18 protein-coding genes, 1 tRNA gene and 3 rRNA genes are annotated in these 21,638 nt (G+C 52.5%); 9 read left to right on the plus strand and 13 right to left on the minus strand.

Annotated features, from left to right (window positions below; genetic code table 11):
• From Q3A88_RS15460 to Q3A88_RS15480, 5 genes are all read left to right on the plus strand, one after another.
• A 23S ribosomal RNA gene (locus Q3A88_RS15460) occupies nucleotides 1-235 on the plus strand; the annotation flags it as partial.
• A 134-nt stretch (nucleotides 236-369) separates the two neighbouring features.
• Nucleotides 370-485: ribosomal RNA gene (rrf, locus tag Q3A88_RS15465) — 5S ribosomal RNA — on the plus strand.
• An 18-nt stretch (nucleotides 486-503) separates the two neighbouring features.
• A tRNA-Thr gene (locus tag Q3A88_RS15470) sits at nucleotides 504-579 on the plus strand.
• Nucleotides 580-616: 37 nt separating this feature from the next.
• Nucleotides 617-732 (plus strand): 5S ribosomal RNA (rrf, locus tag Q3A88_RS15475).
• Between the two features lie 301 nt (nucleotides 733-1,033).
• Nucleotides 1,034-2,314: an MFS transporter gene (locus Q3A88_RS15480; RefSeq protein ID WP_014916449.1), complete on the plus strand. Its 1,281-nt coding sequence runs from the start codon at nucleotides 1,034-1,036 to the stop codon at nucleotides 2,312-2,314.
• A gap of 98 nt (nucleotides 2,315-2,412) precedes the next feature.
• Here Q3A88_RS15480 and pssA read toward each other — a convergent pair whose 3' ends face one another.
• The 4 genes from pssA to trxC form a co-directional block, all read right to left on the minus strand.
• A complete protein-coding gene (gene pssA / locus Q3A88_RS15485; RefSeq protein ID WP_110164107.1) occupies nucleotides 2,413-3,768 on the minus strand; it encodes a CDP-diacylglycerol--serine O-phosphatidyltransferase in 1,356 nt (451 codons plus the stop codon).
• Nucleotides 3,769-3,968: 200 nt separating this feature from the next.
• The gene (locus Q3A88_RS15490; protein ID WP_014916447.1) at nucleotides 3,969-6,617 is read right to left on the minus strand and encodes a bifunctional acetate--CoA ligase family protein/GNAT family N-acetyltransferase; all 2,649 of its coding nucleotides are present in this window, start codon (nucleotides 6,615-6,617) and stop codon (nucleotides 3,969-3,971) included.
• Between the two features lie 32 nt (nucleotides 6,618-6,649).
• Entirely contained in the window at nucleotides 6,650-7,363 is a 714-nt protein-coding gene (locus Q3A88_RS15495; protein ID WP_014916446.1) for a tRNA-uridine aminocarboxypropyltransferase, read from the minus strand.
• A 182-nt stretch (nucleotides 7,364-7,545) separates the two neighbouring features.
• The gene (trxC, locus tag Q3A88_RS15500; protein WP_014916445.1) at nucleotides 7,546-7,965 is read right to left on the minus strand and encodes a thioredoxin TrxC; all 420 of its coding nucleotides are present in this window, start codon (nucleotides 7,963-7,965) and stop codon (nucleotides 7,546-7,548) included.
• A 249-nt stretch (nucleotides 7,966-8,214) separates the two neighbouring features.
• On the opposite strand from trxC, the gene Q3A88_RS15505 reads away from it, so the two are divergent.
• Together Q3A88_RS15505 and Q3A88_RS15510 are read left to right on the plus strand one after the other, a co-directional pair.
• A complete protein-coding gene (locus Q3A88_RS15505) occupies nucleotides 8,215-9,366 on the plus strand; it encodes a tRNA/rRNA methyltransferase (protein WP_110164106.1) in 1,152 nt (383 codons plus the stop codon).
• A 69-nt stretch (nucleotides 9,367-9,435) separates the two neighbouring features.
• Entirely contained in the window at nucleotides 9,436-9,870 is a 435-nt protein-coding gene (locus Q3A88_RS15510; RefSeq protein WP_110164105.1) for a DUF3574 domain-containing protein, read from the plus strand.
• A 50-nt stretch (nucleotides 9,871-9,920) separates the two neighbouring features.
• Here Q3A88_RS15510 and Q3A88_RS15515 read toward each other — a convergent pair whose 3' ends face one another.
• From Q3A88_RS15515 to Q3A88_RS15545, 7 genes are all read right to left on the minus strand, one after another.
• Complete coding sequence (locus Q3A88_RS15515) at nucleotides 9,921-11,105, minus strand: NupC/NupG family nucleoside CNT transporter (protein ID WP_317178228.1); 1,185 nt, start codon at nucleotides 11,103-11,105, stop codon at nucleotides 9,921-9,923.
• 206 nt (nucleotides 11,106-11,311) lie between these two features.
• Nucleotides 11,312-12,847: a multidrug efflux MFS transporter permease subunit EmrB gene (gene emrB, locus Q3A88_RS15520; RefSeq protein ID WP_317178229.1), complete on the minus strand. Its 1,536-nt coding sequence runs from the start codon at nucleotides 12,845-12,847 to the stop codon at nucleotides 11,312-11,314.
• 17 nt (nucleotides 12,848-12,864) lie between these two features.
• The gene (emrA, locus tag Q3A88_RS15525) at nucleotides 12,865-14,040 is read right to left on the minus strand and encodes a multidrug efflux MFS transporter periplasmic adaptor subunit EmrA (protein ID WP_039288556.1); all 1,176 of its coding nucleotides are present in this window, start codon (nucleotides 14,038-14,040) and stop codon (nucleotides 12,865-12,867) included.
• Nucleotides 14,041-14,314: 274 nt separating this feature from the next.
• Nucleotides 14,315-14,830 carry a transcriptional repressor MprA gene (mprA, locus tag Q3A88_RS15530; protein ID WP_014916439.1) on the minus strand — a complete coding sequence of 172 codons (516 nt, stop codon included), beginning with the start codon at nucleotides 14,828-14,830 and terminating at the stop codon, nucleotides 14,315-14,317.
• 189 nt (nucleotides 14,831-15,019) lie between these two features.
• Nucleotides 15,020-15,349 carry an L-valine transporter subunit YgaH gene (ygaH, locus tag Q3A88_RS15535; RefSeq protein ID WP_317178230.1) on the minus strand — a complete coding sequence of 110 codons (330 nt, stop codon included), beginning with the start codon at nucleotides 15,347-15,349 and terminating at the stop codon, nucleotides 15,020-15,022.
• A complete protein-coding gene (locus tag Q3A88_RS15540; RefSeq protein WP_317178231.1) occupies nucleotides 15,346-16,077 on the minus strand; it encodes an AzlC family ABC transporter permease in 732 nt (243 codons plus the stop codon). The genes ygaH and Q3A88_RS15540 overlap by 4 nt, the downstream gene beginning before the upstream one ends.
• A gap of 205 nt (nucleotides 16,078-16,282) precedes the next feature.
• Nucleotides 16,283-17,503: an MFS transporter gene (locus tag Q3A88_RS15545; protein ID WP_039318166.1), complete on the minus strand. Its 1,221-nt coding sequence runs from the start codon at nucleotides 17,501-17,503 to the stop codon at nucleotides 16,283-16,285.
• A gap of 158 nt (nucleotides 17,504-17,661) precedes the next feature.
• Here Q3A88_RS15545 and Q3A88_RS15550 point away from each other — a divergent pair, with 158 nt between their 5' ends.
• On the plus strand, nucleotides 17,662-18,822 hold the full coding sequence (locus Q3A88_RS15550) for a lactonase family protein (RefSeq protein WP_317178232.1): 1,161 nt from the start codon (nucleotides 17,662-17,664) through the stop codon (nucleotides 18,820-18,822).
• Nucleotides 18,823-18,954: 132 nt separating this feature from the next.
• Here the strand turns inward: Q3A88_RS15550 and Q3A88_RS15555 are convergent, their stop codons facing one another.
• Nucleotides 18,955-19,536 carry a CGNR zinc finger domain-containing protein gene (locus tag Q3A88_RS15555; RefSeq protein WP_110164101.1) on the minus strand — a complete coding sequence of 194 codons (582 nt, stop codon included), beginning with the start codon at nucleotides 19,534-19,536 and terminating at the stop codon, nucleotides 18,955-18,957.
• A 90-nt stretch (nucleotides 19,537-19,626) separates the two neighbouring features.
• Here Q3A88_RS15555 and Q3A88_RS15560 point away from each other — a divergent pair, with 90 nt between their 5' ends.
• Entirely contained in the window at nucleotides 19,627-20,517 is an 891-nt protein-coding gene (locus Q3A88_RS15560; RefSeq protein ID WP_110164100.1) for an alpha/beta fold hydrolase, read from the plus strand.
• 104 nt (nucleotides 20,518-20,621) lie between these two features.
• Here the strand turns inward: Q3A88_RS15560 and proX are convergent, their stop codons facing one another.
• Nucleotides 20,622-21,626, minus strand: coding sequence for a glycine betaine/L-proline ABC transporter substrate-binding protein ProX (gene proX, locus Q3A88_RS15565; RefSeq protein WP_205543799.1), 1,005 nt, complete (start codon nucleotides 21,624-21,626; stop codon nucleotides 20,622-20,624).
• Nucleotides 21,627-21,638 lie beyond the last annotated feature (12 nt).

Consider the following 21,638-nt stretch of genomic DNA (forward strand, 5'->3'; position numbering starts at 1 on the left):
AGTGAACGCACCACTGGTGTACGGGTTGTGATGCCAATTGCATTGCCCGGTAGCTAAGTGCGGAAGAGATAACCGCTGAAAGCATCTAAGCGGGAAACTTGCCTCGAGATGAGTCTTCCCTGGGTACTTGATACCCCTGAAGGGCCGTTGAAGACGACGACGTAGATAGGCTGGGTGTGTAAGCGTAGCGATACGTTGAGCTAACCAGTACTAATGACCCGAGAGGCTTAACCTTACAACACCGAAGGTGTTTTGTGAGATGACTCATAGAGAACGATATTCAGCTTGTTCAGAGATTGGTTCTGGTGGTTGCGTGATGACGAGAAAGATAAAGTCACCATAGTAACGGCTGGAATGAAACAGAATTTGCCTGGCGGCGATAGCGCGGTGGTCCCACCTGACCCCATGCCGAACTCAGAAGTGAAACGCCGTAGCGCCGATGGTAGTGTGGGGCTTCCCCATGTGAGAGTAGGGAACTGCCAGGCATCAAATTATACAGGTGCGCTGATATGGCTCAGTTGGTAGAGCGCACCCTTGGTAAGGGTGAGGTCCCCAGTTCGACTCTGGGTATCAGCACCAGTTATTTGGGTTAATGTTCGGCTTAAAAAAGAATTTACCTGGCGGCGATAGCGCGGTGGTCCCACCTGACCCCATGCCGAACTCAGAAGTGAAACGCCGTAGCGCCGATGGTAGTGTGGGGCTTCCCCATGTGAGAGTAGGGAACTGCCAGGTTTTAATTAAGATAAAAGGCCATCCTTAATAGGATGGCCTTTTATTTATTTCTATTTCAGGATCGTAAACTCTTCCTTTTACCTGAATAGACCCGCTTATCTTCTTACTAACCCACCTCATAATAACGTCCTGTTTGTGCTGTTTTATTTATCCGTGTTTCAGTTAAGGGTAATAAAAGCACTATTTGCGTTGTTACATTAATAAATTATTACAATCAGGAACTTGTTGCCTCAGGGGTTAAGTGCCGCTTTACTATAGCGGGCATCGTTTTATGCCCGGAAAAACAGGAGAATAAAATAAGATGACTGATCTAACGGAAAATGCGAAAGATACGCGTCAACGTATCCGAGCTATAGTTGGCGCTTCATCGGGTAACTTGGTTGAGTGGTTTGATTTTTATGTTTATTCCTTTTGCTCAATCTATTTTGCCCATATCTTTTTCCCTTCGGGAAATACCACCACTCAATTACTACAAACCGCAGGGGTTTTTGCAGCAGGCTTTTTAATGAGACCGATAGGCGGTTGGCTTTTCGGTTACATTGCAGACAAGCATGGTCGTAAAAATTCAATGCTAATTTCAGTCTGCATGATGTGTTTTGGATCTCTGGTTATTGCATGTTTACCGGGATATGAAACCATTGGCACCTGGGCTCCCTTTTTACTGTTATTAGCCCGTTTATTTCAGGGGCTTTCTGTCGGTGGAGAATACGGCACTAGCGCAACGTATATGAGTGAAGTTGCCGTTGAGGGACGGAAGGGATTCTATGCTTCTTTCCAGTATGTCACGCTGATTGGCGGCCAACTACTGGCGCTGTTAGTCGTTGTGATATTACAACAGATACTGAGTGATGAAGATTTGCGGGCGTGGGGATGGCGTATTCCTTTCGCTCTCGGCGCTATTTTAGCGATTGTCGCGCTTTATTTACGTCGCTCTTTGAATGAAACGTCTGATAAAACGACTCGCGGACATAAAGATGCTGGCTCACTTGCGGGTTTGTGGAAACATCGCCGCGCCTTTATTACCGTACTGGGTTTTACGGCCGGTGGTTCTTTAGCTTTTTATACGTTTACCACTTACATGCAAAAGTATCTGGTGAATACAGCAGGGATGGATGCGAAAACGGCTAGCGGGTTAATGACCCTCGCACTGTTTATTTTTATGCTGCTACAGCCGTTCTTTGGTGCGCTGTCGGATAAGATCGGCCGTCGCAGCTCCATGCTCTGTTTCGGCGGGCTTGCGGCATTGCTGACGGTTCCCATTCTGACGGTACTGCAGAGTGTGACTAGCCCTGTCATTGCCTTCTCGTTGGTGATGCTTTCACTGATTATTGTCAGTTTCTACACGTCCATCAGCGGCATTTTAAAAGCAGAAATGTTCCCGCCTGAAGTCCGGGCGTTGGGCGTCGGCTTATCTTATGCGGTTGCTAATGCGCTGTTTGGTGGTTCGGCTGAGTATGTTGCACTTTCGCTTAAATCGTTTGGTATGGAAACGGCTTTCTTCTGGTATGTATCAGTGATGGGGGCGGTTGCGTTTATTGTGTCATTGACGCTGCATCGCAGAGGCAAAGGAATGAAGCTTTAGTTGCCATAACGCCTGGTCGGTAGTTGCACCGGCCAGGCTCCCAAATGACAATAAAAAACCTCGGCTTCCGAGGTTTTTTTAAAAGCAGATTACGGGTCTTAGAGAATACGACTGATGAGTCGATCGATACGGATACGGCGCAGACGTCGTATCAGTTTGCGGACTTTCACGGGATATTGCGCGATGCTCTCCAGTTCCGTATAGCTTTGTACGATGTGAGTATGCGTCCTGATCGTGTCCAGCTCGTCCAGACGTTGCTGCAATAGAACCTTCTGAGGATCGTGAATCAGGATGGCATTTTCCAGATCCAGACGCCATGCGCGTGGGTTAAGGTTATTTCCCGTCAACAGTTGCCACTTGTCATCTACCCACATGCCTTTCAGATGGAAGCTGTTATCACCATCTTTCCATAGCCGCACAACAAGCTGCTGATTCTCAATGTAGCGCTCCAGACGACTCAGGAAACGGCGTAGGTTGATCTCATAGAGATACGGTAACGCGCCGATGATTTTGAAAGGCTGATCTTCTGGAATATAGAAATCGTTAGCGGTCTTATCACCGATAATAATTTCTACTTTTTTACCGTCTCGTAATAGCCGGATGATATTTCTCACCAGCAGCGCTGGCAGGTTGAAATACGGGGTGCAGATAACCACATGCTCATCAGCGCAATACATCAGGTGATGGATGGTCTTATTCAGCGGACTTTGTTTTCCTAACCCGACTAGCGGCGTGACGGTTAATTCGTTCGCGTCCGTGCTGTGTTCTGGAGCCTGATAATTGGCAGTACGTAACGTTTGTCGGAACTGCTTGATATCATTTTTTATTTCCAGACTTTTCGGGCGATCGGTATGATCCAATCGCTGTACTGCCGGAGCCGTCAGCATGGTCTGGATATATTTCACCATCGTATCGGCCAATACCGGATTATGAATCAGCTGATAGCGGTCATAACGGTATTTCTGATGTTGGTGCAGATAAACATCATTCAGGCTGGCCCCGCTGTAGATGACCGTGTCATCGACAATGAATCCTTTCAGGTGCAGCACGCCCAATGCTTCGCGTGTGTTGACAGGAATACCATAGATAGGGAAATGCGTGTCTGGATGTTTTTTCGCCATATCGCAATACCAGTCGGCATTGGTATTTTCTGCCGCTGCGCCGATCCTGCCGCGCTGAGCACGATGCCAGTCTACCAGAATGCGGACATCCAGCTCTGGGCACTGCCGTTTGGCTTCATAAATTGCGGATAGAACTCCCATGCCGCCATCATCGCGCTCAAGATATAACGCTACGATATAGATGCGTTTTTTAGCACTCAAAATGGCGTTAATCAGCGTCGTGCGGAAAAGCTCAGGCGAATGTAACGTCTGAACATCATCTGCGTTCTGGGGAATTCTGGGCAGTTGTGCAAGGTGCTGTTGGTATTTATTGCGTTTAAAATTTGACAGCATCACAGTGCGTTTCTTCTCTCATCAGTTTATACCCACCATACGTCGAGCTGCATTAGGGTATATGACCTTCTGGTCATTATCAAAAGTTAAGGAGTAGCCGAATGGGCGATAATACCATTACTTTCCGGCTGTTGTGAGTCTGTTTTGCCATTGAATCGGTATCACAATTCCCGTTGCAAGAGCCATGTCACGTCTTGCTATCAATTCTTCAGCGGCAATTCCAGCGTCACAATTCCCTCTTCTAATTGTACGTCGATGTGAAAACCGAGCTTTTTGGACAGCTGGATCATGCCTTGATTATGCGGCATGGTGATGCCGGTCAAGCGGGAGAGACCATGCGCTTTGGCGTAATCAATCAGCTTTTCCAACAGGCGTCTGCCAAGGCCCAGCCCTTTTAGATCGGATCGCACCAGCACGGCAAATTCCGCATCCGTATTATCCGGATCCGAAATCGCACGCGTCACGCCAATAATCTCAGTCTCCTCACCGAGCTGGCGTACGGCAACGAATGCCATCTCACGATCGTAGTCAATTTGTGTCATATTGGCTAAGTCTTCGTGAGTAAATTCATTAATTTCGCTGAAATAACGGTAATACAGGTCTTCTTTCGTCACTCTTGCAATGAACGAACTGAGCAGCGGTTCATCTTCCGGCAAAATTGGCCGGAACAGACAGCTATCACCATTTTTGAGGGTAACCGTTTCTTCCAGCTCGTGTGGATAAGGGCGGATTGCCAGCCTTGACTGCGGATCGCCACTGAACGGCGTCAGATGTAGCGTGACATCCAGCAGCGTAAAGGTGTCCCCGGATGCCAGCAGAGGATGAATATCTAGCCGGGAAATTTCAGGGCAGTCGAGAATCAGGTTGGATACCTGAACCAGCAAGCGACTGAGCGCGGGAATGTCCAGCGGACGCAGCGCGCTGTATTCCCGAATCTTGCCGCCTTTCACCGCTTGCAGCACCAAATAGCGGGCCAGCGTCATATTCAGCGGAGGCAGGGCGACGGCAGCCTGTTTTTCTCGCCACTCAACGCCGCCTTCTCCTAGCATAATCAGCGGACCGAAAACGGGATCCTGCTCGACGGCAATCCTAAGTTCCTGCGCACCGGCACGATTTGCCATGCTCTGCACGAGCAGACCGTAAATGCGTGCCTGTGGGTAGGTGCGTTTCACTCGGTCAAGAATAGCATCTGCCGCCTGCTGGACTTCTCTGGCGGTTCTCAGGTACAGCATGACGCCCTGAACTTCCGATTTATGTGGAATATCGGGCGATCTCAGCTTAATCGCGACCGGGTAGCCAATTTGTTCGGCGATATGGACGGCTTCTGCGCTGTCGCCCGCGATCCAGGTGGGTAGCGTATCCAAACCGTAGGCTTGCAGGATGGGTTGAACTTCATGCGTATCAAGCTGCGTCACGCCATCTGACAGCGCCTGATGAATCAGCGCATGTGCCTGACTGGCGTTGATGCCTAAATTCAGCGGCAGCGCCGGGGTTTCCTTTAGCTGTTTCTGATTACGCCGATATTCGACGATATGCATAAATGCCGTAACCGCGCCTTCCGGCGTGCGATAGGTCGGAATGCCTGCATCGTTAAACAAGCGTCGTGCTTCCTGCGAGGAGAATTCACCACACCAGTTGGTCAGCAGCGTAATTCTTTTCCCACGCGGATGCTGTTGGAAGAGCGTAATCAATTGCGCAGCGCTATCTGTGCTGGGGGCAGCGGCACTGGGCGCGTGAATGATTAAGAGTGCATCGACTTCATCGCTGTCCAGTAATACCGAAACCGCTGCCTGATAGCGGGCTGCGGTCGCGTCATCACGCAGATCGAGCGGATTGCCGATAGTGACGGTCGGCGGCAGCGCCTCCTGTAGCGCTTGTCGGGTCGCCTCGCTGAGCTGTGCCAGCTTGCCTTGTCGGCTGAGGAGCTGATCCAGCGCCTGTGCGGCGGGCGACGCGCCATTGCTCACCAGCATCAAGCGTTCACCGCGCAGCGGCCGCAGGTGGCTTAAGGTTTCCACTGCGGAAAAAAGCTCATGCGTATCCCGTACCCGCAGTAAGCCTGCACGTTGAATTGCTGCGTCATAGGCGGCATCCAGACCGTGGCGCTGGTCATTCAACAGTTGCTGCGCCTGCTGGCTGCGTCCGCTTTTTATCACCAGTATCGGTTTATTTCGGGATGCGCTACGAGAAGCAGAAAGAAAGCGGCGCGCATCGCTGATGTGTTCCAGATGCAGCAAAATCGCACTAGTTTTGCCATCGCGTGCCAGAAAATCTAACAGGTCGTCGACATCGATATCCAGGCTGTCGCCCAGAGCGATGAAATAGGAAAAGCCAATACCGCGCTGCTGCGCCCAGTCCAATATGGTGTTGGACACAGCAGCCGACTGCGAAATGAATGCCAATTTGCCTTTCATAATCGGGACTGGGGAGAAACTGGCATTCAGGCCTTGCCAGGGCGCGAGTAGCCCGAGGCTGTTGGGGCCAAGCAGGCGCATGTGATAGCGCACGGCGCAGGCCTTTAATTCGCTGAACTGGGTCGGCGGCGCGGAGAGAATGATGACGGTTTTGCAGCCTTTCTGTCCCAGTTCTTCTAACAGCGTCAGATTACGGCTGGCGTTGGTGCAAATCACGGCAAGATCGGGCGTCATCGGCAGGCTGGCGACCGTCGGATAGGCCAGCACGCCGCAAACGGCACGATATTTCGGCGTAACAGGCAGCACGGGGCCGCTGAAATGGCCGTCCAGCAGATTTTTCATCATCAGAAAACCGGCTCGTCCCGGCTTTTCTGACGCGCCGAGAACGGCGATAGACTTAGGGCGTAACAGTGCTTCCAATCCGCGCTGGCTCATGCGTCACTCCTTTAGAACAATCCCCTTTGATACTAAACGCTTTCTGCCGCTTGTGCTGTGACGATGGGTAAATTTTCCCGCAAGCTGTGGTGTGATTTCCCTGCCAGATAGTGTCGTCGGAAACGGTCAAAATGCTGTGATAGCGCGTCGGCCGCGACGATATCCCCCGCCTGTGCGAGTAGGGCGATGGCAATCTCGGCGGTGCAGTGCTGTCCTGCGCTACTGGCTTCGCGCAGCTGATAGCGGGAAAGTGCCTCTACATTCAGCGACAGGATCGGCAGGTTGTCCAGATAAGGACTTTTGCGGAACATTTTACGCGCTTCCGGCCACGTACCATCGAGTAAGACAAATAGCGCGGGCTTTTCCGTTGCGGGAAGCTGGTGAAACACCTGACGTCCTTCTTCCGCGGCATCGGCAAGGAAAACCAGATACGGCTGAACGTCCGGGTTTTGCAGGGCAGCAAGCAACTCGGGATCGGGCTCGGTGCGTGACCAGCGAAACGCCTGTGTCTCAGGGAGAATATCGGCGATAAGACGTCCGGTATTGCTTGGCTTTAGCGGCTCGGTGTCAAACATCACCAGACAGAATCGGCTGCGGGATTGCTGTGCCTGAATGGTGTGGCACAGGCAGTTAGTTGCGGGTAATAAACACTGCTGACAGCGTACTACGCGGCAGCCACGGGCGCGGAACGGTTTGGTTGACTGCTCAAGACGTTGCTGGCGCAGACGGAGTACGGCATTGTCCATGAGGGGACGGTTGACCATTAAAGGATGGTTGAGCATGAAATAGATGACGCCATGAGATTCTGCAACGAATCGGCTTCGTTTTCATCGTTGAGAAGCTGATTCAGAAAGGCGACATTCTAATAGACAGGCGGGTTGACCAAAAGGGTAGGAGACAATAATACCTACGCTCCTACCCTAATTCTCTACAGCGATTCGTCCAGCCAGCTCTCGAACTGTGCTTTTGGCAGCGCGCCGTTGAGAATGTCGACCATCTGGCCCTGTTTAAAGATCATGAGGGTTGGAATACTGCGGATGCGGAAACGTGTACTGAGTGCGGGTTCAGCTTCGGTATTGACCTTAATAAAGCGGACTTTCCCGCTACGCTCCTGCGCGACGTTTTCAAACACCGGGGCAAAGTTGATGCAGGGACCACACCAGGGCGCCCAGAAATCGATCACGACGGGAAGATCGTCCTGTAACAGCTTATCGAGCGTCGCTTCTGTGGCATTGGTAACGTCACCGCTGAATAAGGTTTCTCCGCAACGACCACACTTTGCATGGTCATCAACACGCTCTTCTGGCAGGCGATTGGTTGTTTGGCAAGATCCACATACCGTATTCATAACAGGGCCTCAGATAAAAGGGCTAAAATAAAGATGTCGCTGATAAAATGCGCGCAATGCGGCATTGGAAAGTCAACGGCATGTTGCTTAAGCGTGAATAAATTATGGTGGGGAGACATTATGGCAACAACGTGGTTTGCCCAATAGCTACAATAGCTTCTGACTGTTAGCGCTCTTTTACCACAAGCGTGTGGCTAAGCGGGTGTACATAAGGTAATCTTCGCGCCCAGCGCGTAGGTGGAGAAAACAATGAGCGATTCATTCAATAGTAAAAGCGGCAAAGTCCGTGTGATGTACGTCCGTAGTGATGATGAGGGCGAGAAAGAGAATAAAAACAAGCGCCCAGCTGACAAAGATCGCCGTGGCGATCGGCGTGATGGCGGTGGTTCTCGCGATCAACGCGAAAAGCCGAAGCATCCGCGCGACGTTAACCCGCGCTATGCCCGGGAAAATCCGTCCCGCGACGGCGATAGCAATGCGAAATCGCCGTGGGGCAATAAAGATCGTAACGAACGTAGCGGCGATCGTCCGCGTCGTCCACGCGGTGAAGAGACGGGAGGGTATGAATCCCCGTGGAAAACCGTGTCTCGTGCGCCAAGCGACAGCGAAACGCCGGACCATGGCGGGATCACTGGCAAAAGCCATATCGATCCTGAGCAGCTGCGTCGCCAGCGTCAGGAAGAAACACGTGTCTACGGTGAAAATGCCTGCCAGGCGCTGTTTAAAAACCGCTCTGAGGTGATCGTTCGTGCCTGGTTCCTGCAAGAAGTGACGCCGCGTTTCCGCGATGCACTGCGCTGGATGGCGGCAAACCGCAAGGCTTACCACGTTGTGGAAGAGGACGAACTGATTAAGGCTTCCGGCACTGAGCACCACGGCGGTGTCTGCTTCCTGATTAAAAAGCGTCAGGGACTGGATGTGCGTGAGTACCTGAAAACGGCTGGCGAGCACGATTGTGTACTGGCGCTGGAAGATGTGGGTAACCCGCACAACCTCGGCGGCATTATGCGCAGCTGCGCGCATTTCGGCGTGAAAGGTATTCTGGTGCAGGATGCGGCGCTGCTGGAATCCGGCGCGGCCGTGCGTACGGCAGAAGGTGGTGCGGAACACGTTAAAGCGATTAACGCTGATGATTTCCTGTCCGTGCTGACAGAGTTCCGTAACGCAGGCTATACCATCGTGACCACCTCCAGCCATAAAGGCACGGCATTGTCACAAGCGACGCTTCCGGCGAAAACTGTGATCGTGCTGGGCCAGGAGGGCGATGGCCTGTCGGATAGCGCCTGGCAACAGGGTGATGTAAAAGTCTCTATCGGCGGCACCGGTAAAGTTGAAAGTCTGAATATTTCGGTCGCAACGGGCATTTTGCTGTCCGAGTGGTGGCGACAGAATCAGGCCTGATATCACGCATCGGCGCACAGGGAGAATTGGCTCCCTGAGTCGGTGTAACCACGGATGAGAGGACGATTGATGAAGCAGAAAGTTATCGCGGTATCGTTGCTGTTGGGTACATTGCTGGTAAGCGGTTGCCATTCGCTGCCACACTCGTCCGTTGCCGCTACGCCAGCCGCTGATGCGTGTCAGATTGGCGATAAGCAGGTGCAGACCACGCTTTATTTTGGTTTGAATCGTCCTGCTGGCCCGGTGATTTCAGAGGCCGAGTGGAAAGCGTTTTTGGATGGTGACGTTACGCCACGCTTTAAAGAAGGCCTGACGGTGTTTGATGCCAAAGGGCAATGGCTGGGGAACGATGGCGTGGTTGCCCGAGAGAACAGCAAGGCGCTGATGTTGATTCACGGCGCTGATAAAGAGCGTGATATTGAAGCGCTGCGTACCATCTACAAATCACGTTTCGCGCAGGAATCCGTCATGCGGATTGATGCTCCCGTCTGCGTCGCTTTCTGATTTTTTCATCAGCCCCTTTTCAGGGGCTGATTCTTTTCAATATATAACTATTACAGCACCAGTCCCGCCACTGCCGCAGACAGTAAGCTCACCAGCGTAGAACCATAAACCAGCTTCAGGCCAAAGCGCGATACCACGTTGCCCTGTGCTTCATTCAGCCCTTTGATTGCGCCCGCGATAATGCCGATTGACGCGAAGTTAGCGAAGGAAATCAGGAATACGGACAAAATGCCCAAGCCGCGTGGCGACATCTCTGCCGCGATCTTCTTCAGTTCGATCATGGCAACGAATTCATTCGCCACCAGTTTGGTCGCCATGATGCTGCCCGCGTTCAGAATATCGGAAGACGGAATGCCGATCAGCCAGGCTAACGGTGAAAAGACATAGCCCATAATCGCCTGGAAGCTAATGCCGAAGACGGTGCTGAACAGCGCATTCACGGCGGCAATCAAGGCCACGAAGCCGATCAGCATCGCCATGATAATCATCGCCACTTTAAAACCGGCAAGAATGTATTCCCCCAGCATTTCAAAGAAGCTTTGGTCTTCATGCAGTTTTTCCAGCTTCAGTTCTGGTTCGTCGTCAGGCTGATAAGGGTTGATGATCGACAGAATGATAAAGGTGCTGAACATATTCAGAATCAGCGCGGCGACGACGTATTTGGCGTCCAGCATGGTCATGTAGGCGCTGATGATCGACATGGACACGGTCGACATTGCCGTCGCGGCCATCGTGTACATCCGCCGTGGCGACATGTCAGCGATGATGCCTTTATAGACGATAAAGTTCTCCGACTGCCCGAGCATCAGCGTACTCACGGCGTTAAACGACTCCAGTTTCCCCATCCCGTTGACCTTAGACAGTAAAGTGCCGATGCCTTTGATAATCAGCGGCAAAATACGCCAGTGCTGCAAAATACCGATCAATGCGGAAATAAAGACGATAGGGCAGAGCACGTTGAGGAAGATAAAGGAAAGCCCTTGTGCGTTCATCCCACCAAACACAAAATCGGTTCCTTGATTGGCGAAAGATAATAGCTTTTCAAACAACCCGGCAAAGGAACTAATCGCGTTAAGTCCGATGCTGGAATGCAAAAGGAAATAGGCTAGCAAAATTTCAATCACCAACAGTTGCACAATAAAGCGCAGGCGGATGCGTTTTCTGTCGTGACTGACGAGTAGGGCCAGCAAAAAAATGGCTGCTGTTGCCAAAATGAAATGTAAAATCTGTGACATAAAAGAACCACGTAATCCCCGAATAAAAGAGGCGCATTGTAATCGGAATGTGAAAATATGTTTATCCCGAATCTGTAAATCCTTATTCGCTACAGCGCTATAAGAAGGGGGAGTGTATTTGAGTCATCAGGGGACGATTGGAAGGGGAAAAGAGAATTCCCCTTCGGCCCGTTGCTGGCAGAAGGGGAAAGAAAGCGTACGGCGAGTTAGTGCGCGCCACCGCCTCCACCGCCAGTGGTAAAGGGCGGTTTAGCGAACCAGACCAGCACCAGCAGAACCAAAAATACGGCTGCTGCCGCCCAGAAGATTTCGTTGGCGGAAATAATCAGCCCCTGTGCGGTAATCTGCTCTGCGATGTAGGCCGAGGCCTGCGTTTGGCTCATCCCCATCGCCTGAAGCTGCTGGTACGTTTCCTGCGCGATCGGATTATACGGCGTGATAGATTCCGTCAGGTGTGCATGATGCAGCGATTCGCGCTGTGTCCATAGTGTGGTGGTAATCGACGTCCCGATCGATCCCGCCAGCGTTCGGGTAAAGTTCGACAAACTTGATGCTGCTGCCAAACGCTCCGGCGGAAGACCTGACAGCGTGATGGTCGTCAGCGGCATGAAGAAGCAGGCGACGGCAAACCCCTGAACGAACTGCGGCCAGGCCGATGCGCCGAAATCCATGCCCGGCTCGAACGTGTACGCTCGCCAGTAGAAACAGACGGCGTACATGATAAAGCTGAACGTCACCAGTTTGCGCATATCCAGACGCGGAGCAAATCGGCCGATGATCGGCGATAGCACCACCGGCATCAGCCCAACGGGGGCGGACGCCAGCCCCGCCCAGGTGGCGGTATAGCCATACACCTCCTGCAACAGCTGCGGCAAGAGCACGATAGCTCCGAAGTAAAACATGTAGGCGAGGCTGATACACAAACAGCCAATGGTGAAGTTGCGCGATTTAAACAGCGACAAATCCACTACCGGGTGGTCGTCCGTCAGTTCCCAGACAATCAGGAACGCGATTGCAATCACCGCCACCACGGTCAGGGTGATGATTTCCGGCGAGTTAAACCAGTCCAGCTCTTTTCCGCGGTCGAGCATCATCTGGAGGCTGCCGATGCCGACAACCAGCAACGCCAGCCCGATGGTATCGATGGGCTTGATCTCGGTTTTGGTTTCTCGCCCGCGCAGCGTTTGCATGGCAATGAACACTACGGCGATGCCCAACGGAACGTTGATGAAGAATATCCAGCCCCAGTGATAGTTGTCGCTAATCCAGCCGCCCAGAATCGGGCCACAGATCGGTGCGACGACCACGGTCATGGACCACAGCGCCAAGGCGATGCTGCGTTTGGCGGGGGGATAATTGCTGAGCAACAGACTCTGTGACAGCGGGATCAGTGGCCCGGCGACAATCCCCTGCAACACGCGGGAGAAAATCAGCATTTCCAGGCTGGTGGATATTCCGCACAGCCAGGACGTCAGGGCGAAGAGCGCCGTTGACCACAGAAAGAGGCGGACTTCCCCAAACCGTTTGGCCAGCCAGCCGGTAATAGGAATAGAGATGGCGTTGGCAACGCCGAACGAGGTGATGACCCACGTTCCCTGTGAGTTGGACGCACCCAGATTACCGGCGATGGTCGGAATAGCGACGTTGGCGATGGTGGAGTCCAGCACCTGCATAAACGTTGCCAGCGACAGAGCAACGGTCATCCAGGCCAGACTCGCGCCTTTAAGCGGTTCTCTCTGCACGTTTCTCTCCTGTCCGCTTAACCGGCATTCGCCTGAATAATGGCGCTGATTTCCTGATTAACAGGCGTGAGATCCAACGTCAGCGCATCACTTTGGTAGGCTGGCGTGGTGCGTGAGGTTTCTGCTAACGCGCTGCCTTCGGTATTGGCGGTATCGACATTAACCAGCGCGGACAGACCGATACGCAACGGATGTTCGGCGACCTGCTTCGGATCGATCTCAATACGCACGGGCAGGCGCTGCACGACCTTGATCCAGTTGCCCGTCGCGTTCTGCGCAGGCAGCAGAGAGAACGCGCTACCGGTACCCATATCGAGACCGACCACTTTTCCCTGATACACGACGTCGTCACCGTAGATATCCGCGATCACGGTAGCCGGTTGGCCGATACGCATATTGGCTAACTGTGTCTCTTTGAAGTTCGCATCGACCCACAGGTGATTGGCAGGAACGACGGCCATCAGCGCTGATGTCGAAGAGATACGCGCCCCAATCTGCACGCTGCGGCGTGAGACATAGCCGTCAATCGGGCTGACGATCTTGGTACGTTGTAGCGCCAGCCAGGCATCGCGCATTTCTACGGAGGCTTGCTGTATGGCGGGTTGCTTCTCAAGCGGCGTATCCAGAATCATTGCCTGATTCGCCTGATATTGCTGTCTGGCGACTTCCAGTGCGGCTTTGGCGGTTGCGACGGCATCGCGAGCATGCTGCACTTCTTCACGCCCGATAGCATTGGCGCTGCCGAGTGCTTCCCGGCGGCTCAAGTCACTTTGTGCCTTGTTCAGCTCAGTTTGGCGCAGCTCAATATTGGCCTGATACTGCTTACTGTTGATGATCAACTGGTGCGTCTGGCGGACGCTGTTGGCCAGCCCGGTTTTCGCGCGTTCAAACGCCTGCTGGGCATCGGTCGGATCTAACTCCACCAGCACCTGTCCCTGCTTAACAAAATCGGTATTGTCGACGTTAACATGGGTGACGCTGCCGCTGACCTGCGCCATGATCTGAATCTGATTGCCTGCGACGTAGGCGTCGTCGGTGTTTTCGTGGTGTCTGAGCACCAGGAACCAGTAAACCAGCCAGGCACAGCCCAGCACGACGAAAATAAACGTCAGCAGCGATAACACGCGTTTGCGTTGCTGTTTTTTGTTTTTCTGTGGCGTCTGCGGCACCTGATTTTCCACACTTTCACTCATGCTGTTCTCTCTCTTTTTATTTTCTTTGTATCGGCTATCGCACCAGACAGAGCAGTCTGGCGATAGTCGCAATGAATTCATTTTTCTGTGCGGCCCGGTGGGCTTAAGGTCGCCCGCCCGGAGCGTGAGATTGCCGTTTTGCTAAGCCGCATGTCGCGGTTGCGGAGAGGTCATGCCTATTTTTCGCAGCAAAACGCCTCCGCCCGATACATAAGCATCGGGTCATTCCGGGTGGAAAGGTGCTGACTATTGTTTTTTGTTGTTGTTTTTTCTGTTATTCGTTGACTGACTCGTCCATCTCATCCAGCCGGACCAGCAGCTTTCTCATCAGGCTTTCGAGCTGCTTTTGCTCACCAGATTCAAGCACGGAGCAAAGCACATGGAGGCTATGGTGCTGCGGTGGAATCAGTTGACCAAGAAATGCTTTGCCTTCTTCTGTCAGATGCAGATGCAGGCAGCGTCTGTCACTACTGCTTTCACGCCGTTCAATCCAGCCTCTTTTTTCCAGATCGTCGGCAATGCGCGTCGCGTTAGTGCGTGACGATCCCAGTGCGGCACTGAGTTCAGAAGGCTGAATGCTATAAGACTCTTGAGATTCCAGCGTCAGCAATGCCATGAAGAGGGTTTCATTGATGCCCTGTTCTTTCAGAATTCGGTTTCTGTGTTCCAGGATTTTGCCCTGAACGTGCATGAATAAACGCAGCAATAGCACTTCCTGACGCGGGAAGTCGGGCTTACGCGAAGCACGCAGGTCGAGCATTTGTTCTATAGGAGTGAATGAACTGTCCATTTTTTATATAAACCTCATTAATCACGGAGTGCATAGTAACTAATGTTACTAACTGGGTAAACGGCATTAAGGTGGGAAATTGTGCTTATTTCTGTGACAGAAAGTAAGCGGAGAATCGCTTAAGATGAAGATTATTCACCGATTACTTTATTTAAATCAAAATGTTAGTTGATAATCCGCCCGACGGATTCAAAGCAGTTTAAAGGCAATGCCGTAGCAGAGCGCACCCAGTAACGTTGATAAGACGATGCTACGGGTTTTATAAAAACAGGCGGTCAGCGTAATGAATCCTACCAGCGTTGGCAGCAGCTTTTCACGATGCGCGAGAATATCCGGCACGCTGGAAACAATCAGCAGCGCACAAATGGAAGCAATGCCAATGCTATCAAGCAACATCGCTTTTTTACCGCGTTGCAGCGAACCGGAAGCGCGTGAGGCGCTCAGCCGTAGCGGCAGATAGCGGAAGAGGTAGTTCACCAGCCCGACAATCAGCCCGATAAGAATGACTTCTGTACTCATACGTTCACCTGTGGCGTGGCAGGATTCACCAGCGAAGCCAGACAGCCGCTGATAATGCCGAACAGTATTGCGGCTGGGATGGAGGAAAGCAGCAGACCAAGCAGCGCGCCGCCGAGCGCGCAGGCGACGACCAGACTCTGTTTCCGCCTGAAGGACGCGAGTAAAAAGCTCAGGAAAAGTGCGGGCAGCATGAAAGACAACGCCGCTTCAACGGCAGGGTAATCATTCAACGGGCCGTTACCGAACACGGCTCCGATCACCGTGCCGAGCACCCATGAGAGCCAGGCGAGCAGTGACACACCCATCATCCACTCTTCTGACCAGCGGCGGTTATCTTTCGCGAGTCGGGTGGCGGCTGCGGCAAAGACTTCGTCCGTCAGGCCGAACGCCCACAGCGCGGTTTTTCGGGTCGGCAGCCGCTGCGCAATACGATGCCGTAACGCGGGTCCATACAACACATGGCGCACATCCATCGCCATGACGGTCAATGCTGCCACCCAGATGGACATGCCTGCGCTGAGCAGGGCGGTGATGACGAACTGGCTGGCTCCAGCGTAAATGATGCAAGAAAGGAAAATGCCTTCCAGCGGGGTAAAACCTAGCTTGACGGCATTCATGCCAAACGCGAATGCTACGGGCATGTAGCCGATAACAATCGGCAGGCTGTCAAAGACGCCTTCGCTAAAAGACGCAGATTTTGTCGGTGCAGATGAGGTTAATGTCTTCACTAGCTTGATATGTTTTGTTCTTAAAGGAAATTAACCGATAACACTAGCAAAGCGTCACCGGAATTTCACGTTATTGCGTAACAGGCGTGATGGTTTTTGATGCAATGGTATCGGGCGTAATTTTCTCGCGAGAAACTGTCTCAAATAAGACAGTCTCACGCGAGCGTGTTGTAAATACGAAGGTCTGTGTTGCAAATATGAAGGTTTATAGTGCCGCCATCGCTTCCTGCGTTTCGTGATGATGGCTTCGCCACCACACCAGCAGATTCAACAGGCTGATGATGCCGCCCGCGGCACAGACCCCAAGCCAGCCCCACTGCTGGTAAGCCGAGGCGGAAAGGAGCGATCCCAGTGCGCCGCCGATAAAATAGCTGGTCATGTAGCCTGATGTCAGGCGATTACGCGCTTCGGGCATCATACGATAGATCACGCTCTGGTTGGTGACGTGTACGCCCTGAACCGCCAGATCCAGCACGATGATGCCAATGAGCAGTGCCGCCACGGAATGAATACCGAGCGCGATAAAGCCCCACGACAGCAAAAGCAGGATAATCCCTACGCTGGTGGTCGGCTTGGCTTTGCCCTGATCGACTAAACGTCCGGCGCGTGATGCCGCTAAGGCTCCGGCCGCACCAACCAAACCGAACAGGCCGATAACGCCTTCGGAATAACCGTATGGCGGTGAGGCTAGCAGGAAGGCCATCGACGTCCATAGAATGCTGAAGTTGGCAAAGGACAGACAGCCCAGGATGGCACGCGTGCGCAGCAGCGGGGTGGTGGAGAACAGGCGGAAGATTGAGACGAGTAACTGCGGGTAGTTCAGCGTGTTTTGCTGAGGAATTCGCGGTAATGCCCGCCACAAAATCAGTGCCATGATGACCATCAGCGTGCTGGCAACCCAGTACACGGTGCGCCAGTCACCGAGTGAAGCCAGTGCACCCGCGACGGTACGCGCCAGCAGAATCCCCAGCAGCAGGCCACTCATAATCGTGCCCACGACTTTACCGCGCGTTTCCGGCGTCGCCAGCGTGGCGGCGAGAGGCACCAAGAGCTGTGCGACAACGGAGAACAGACCAGTTAACGCTGTACCCGCAATCATTATCCAGAGCGTGGGTGCAGAGGCGGTGATCAGCATCCCGCCTGCGGCGAGTAACGTCATGCCGACAATCAGCGTCCGGCGTTCAAACATATCCCCTAGCGGCACCAAAAACAGCAAACCGACGGCATAACCCAACTGTGCGGCGGTGACAATAAACCCTGCCTGATTGACGGAAAGCGCAAAGACTCTGGCAATGGTCTCCAGCAGCGGCTGGGCATAATAGTTACTGGCGACGGCAAGACCGGTCGCGACAGACATAATCAGGGTCAAAGACAGGCTAAGCCCCGGTTGCGGCTGGGGTGATACAGATTGTTGCTGAAGAGACATAGTGTGAACGTTAATATGATGTTAAAAGCAGAGGGTATAGTATCCGGCAGAGCCTAATGAGATACCAGAATATCTTTACGCTTCTTAAGTTTGTTTTGTTTTTAATGATATTGATTTAGCTTATCGCCAGCGTCATAACATCATCGACAGGGGACATTATGCTTAAGCATTATCAGGTATTTAAGAAAAAAAGCGTTGCAGTGTTAATGGGATGTGCACTTCTGCCCGCAGCTGCACTGTGGTCGGTGGGCGCCCAGGCGGTAACGGCCGTTTACGTTTCTGCTGCCACTGACGGCGTAATTGATGCCTACACACTCAATACGCAAAGCGGTGAATTAACTGCTATTGGCAAAGCCGCTGCAGGCGCGAAAGTGATGCCGATGGCCGTTAGCCCGGATAAATCCTTCCTCTATGCTGCGACGCGCGGCATTCCTTACTCGGCGGTGAGCTATAAAATCGACCCTAAAAGCGGTGCGCTGAGCCCATTAGGCAAAGCGGAACTGCCGGACAGCATGGCCTACACCTCGACGGACCGCACGGGAAAGTGGCTGTTCAGCGCCTCATACGGCGGTAATAAAGTCGCAGTTAATGGCATTGATAAAGATGGAAAGGTGAACGCAAGTGCGGTCACGGTGGTGCCGACAGGCGAGAAGGCACACAGTATTATTGCCGATCGCAAAAATAAATTCGTTTTTGCCAGCAATCTGGGCAGCGACCAAATCGTACAGTTCCGGTTTGATACGAAAACCGGCACGCTGACGCCAAATGAACCGGCAGAAATTAAGCTGCCTAAAGGAAACGGACCGCGCCATCTGGTGTTATCGCCAGATAATAAAACGCTTTACGTGAGCAATGAACTATCCGGCAAAGTCGCGCGTCTGGCGTTGAATGAAAATACAGGGCAGCTCACGCTGTTGGATTACACGGACACCGTGCCGGCCGATGCGGGGATGCGAGCGGGAACCGTTACGCCAGATAAAAATAGCACTGACAGCCGTCCACAGATATGGAGCGCCGATTTACGTCTGACGCCAAATGGAAAATTCCTGTACGTATCGGAACGCACCAAAAGCACGATTGCGCTGCTGCGGGTAGAACCGAAAACCGGACAACTGCAATACATTACGCGCTACCCAACGGAAACGCAGCCGCGCGGTATTCAGATCGATCCAAGCGGGAAATTCCTGATCGCCAGCGGCGAAAAATCGACATCGCTGTCGGTGTATCGCATCAATCAGGATAACGGGGATTTAGTGCGAGTCGGGCAATACCCGACTGGAAAAGGCGCGAACTGGGTCGAAATCGTTAACCTGCCGTAATTGTTACCCATCAATGAAAAACGCCCCTTTCCACGAAAGGGGCATCGTAGAAAGGAAGATGCCTCTACCGGATGTATAACGCGTGCTTTTGACGTTGCTCATGGGCAGTGTAAAGGTTCATTGTTCCCGTTATCAGTCTGTTTCCTGCTTACGCGAGCGGAATGCCGCAACTTTCATCCTGTTGCCACAAAGCGCCATGCTGCACCATCTCCGACGATGTGATTTGGTGGTATCTAGAAAGAACAGAGTACAGTCGTGCGCTTCACACTGGCGAATATATTTTACCTCAGGCCCGGAAATCAGAGCAGCGAACGCCATTGCTACCGGTTCGAGTAAACTGGCACAGCTATTATCCCTCCTGCATTCCACAACGTTAAAACCAGCTTGCTGACTATTCCATTCCAGCGTTCTGACTGGCCGCCCACTATCAAGAATGTGGTTGATTTGTTCAGGGTTATATTCCTTACCCGATCGGACGGCCTCTATTGTCCGAACCATTGCCTGACGTAATGCCAGAGCTTCATTCATCAAGCCTGTCGGCACATCCGTAAAATTTTCAGGTAGTTGCTTAGCCGCTTTAAGCCATGCGATGACACTTGCGTCATCAGTCAAACAGTCGTGGTATTCGCTTCCTGTTCCAAATGCACTGTTGATGAGATCCAAAGCGAGGTTGTTCGCGAGAAAGTGAGGCTGAATTATCGGTGATGTGTGCATTGATGTAACCCTTAAAATGATATTGACAGGTTACACTAAATGTCTGTAACCTTCAAGTTGTCACTTTAAAGGTTACAAAGGAAAAAGACTGTGAATACTCATATAGCAACGACACCCGAGACCCAAGTCCACTACCGTTATGAGCAGGTGGGTAACGTAAACATTTTCTATCGTGAAGCAGGAAAACCATCATCACCCAGCATTTTGCTACTGCATGGATTCGCTGCATCCTCGTACATGTTTCGAGAACTGATTCCGGCACTTGCTGAGAATTATCACGTGATTGCTCCCGATCTGCCGTCCTTCGGTTTCACAGAATCGCCGGGAAGTGATGAGTATGACTATACGTTTGATAATCTGGCGAAGACGATCGATCGGTTCACGGAACAGTTGAAGCTCCCGCGTTATGCGATCATGGTTCATGACTATGGCGCACCGGTTGGATGGCGTCTCGCTACGGCTCATCCCGATCGCATTACGGCAATTATTTCGCAGAACGGTAATGCTTATGAAGAAGGTTTGGCGCAAGGATGGGATGCGATCAGACGATATTGGCAATCACCAACGGCAGAGAATCGTGCTGCTCTTCATGATTTTCCGACCGCCGCCTCCGTGAAATGGCAATATTTAGAAGGCGTCAGTGATACCAGCCTTGTCTCCCCTGATGGATACACCCTTGAAGGGCTGCACGTGTCTCGCCCAGGCAATGCTGATATTCAACTAGACCTGCTACTGGACTACGCCTCCAATGTTCAGCGTTATCCTGAATTCCAGGCTTACTTCCGTGAGAAGCAACCGCCGCTGCTTGCGGTCTGGGGCCGCCACGATCCTTACTTTTTGCCAGCCGGTGCGGAAGCGTGGAAGCGGGATATTCCCCATGCCGATATCCGCTTCTACGATACCGGGCATTTTGCTTTAGAAACGCATGCAAATGACATCATCCCTGTCATCCACGCATTTCTGGACGACAATATAAAATGATTTTCTGATTAGGTTTGGCGAGGCGTCAGGGTTGCGACGTGTTGTTGCGGGAACGAAGAAAACGAGCGCCCCTTTTCGCGAAAGGGGCGCTCGTCTACCGGTGATTATTTCGCGGCGTCAGCGGCGGTTTTCACCCAGCCGTCAAACAGCTGCTGGTGGGCTTTGATCCAGCCATCAACATGACGTTCGATATCTTTTTGTGAACCCTGACCTTCGTGCATACGCAGGTTCTGCGCATTTACGTCAGCAATCGGCAGCTTCATGATAGCGAACAGTTTCGCCGCAGCCGGATTTTTCTCGGCCCACGCTTTATTCGCGGCAATCTTCATCGTGTTGACAGGGAAACCATAGTCAGCTCCGTTAGGCAGTTTGGTGCTGACGTCCTTCATTTCTCCCGGTTGAGAAGAGAAAGGCACCTGCAACCAGACTACGTCACGTCCCGGCACCAGCACATCACTGACCCAGTACGGTGTCCACGTGTAGTACAGAATCGGCTTGCCTTCTTTATAACGGGTGATGGTATCGGCAATCATTGCCGCATAGTTACCCTGATTATGTTCTACCGTGTTGGTTAAGCCATAGGCAGGAAGGTGATGATTAATCGCCGCTTCACATCCCCAGCCCGGCGTACAGCCCGTCAGATCGGCTTTGCCGTCGCCGTTGGTATCGAACAGCTTGGCGATTTTCGGATCTTTTAGCTGCGCAATATTGGTAATTTTGTATTTCTCAGCCGTTTTCTTATCGATCAGATAACCTTGGGCGGCACCGGAGACATATTCACCCTGACGGTAGAATTTCGCGTCCCCGCCAGCGGCTTTGTACTGATCGGCGTGCAGCGGATCCCAGTTCACGGCGATAAATGTCGCATCGCCGGAGGCAATTGAGGTGTAGGCCACGTTGTAGTCCACTTCACGCGGAGGCTGCACGTCATAGCCCAGCTTTTCCAACGCGCGGCTGACCAGCAGCGTCTGGAACGTTTCTTCGGAGATGGTGCTTTGCACCGGAATAACGGTGATACCTTTACCAGGTTGCGCGGTGTCTGCGGCGTAAACCTGCGTACTCAACAGGGCGGTAGTCAGGGCGGTGGCCCAAAGTGTGGTGTTACGCATCATGATTCCCTC

It is taken from the genome of Pectobacterium sp. HCp5_1 (assembly GCF_032905925.1).
Taxonomy (GTDB): domain Bacteria; phylum Pseudomonadota; class Gammaproteobacteria; order Enterobacterales; family Enterobacteriaceae; genus Pectobacterium; species Pectobacterium brasiliense_A.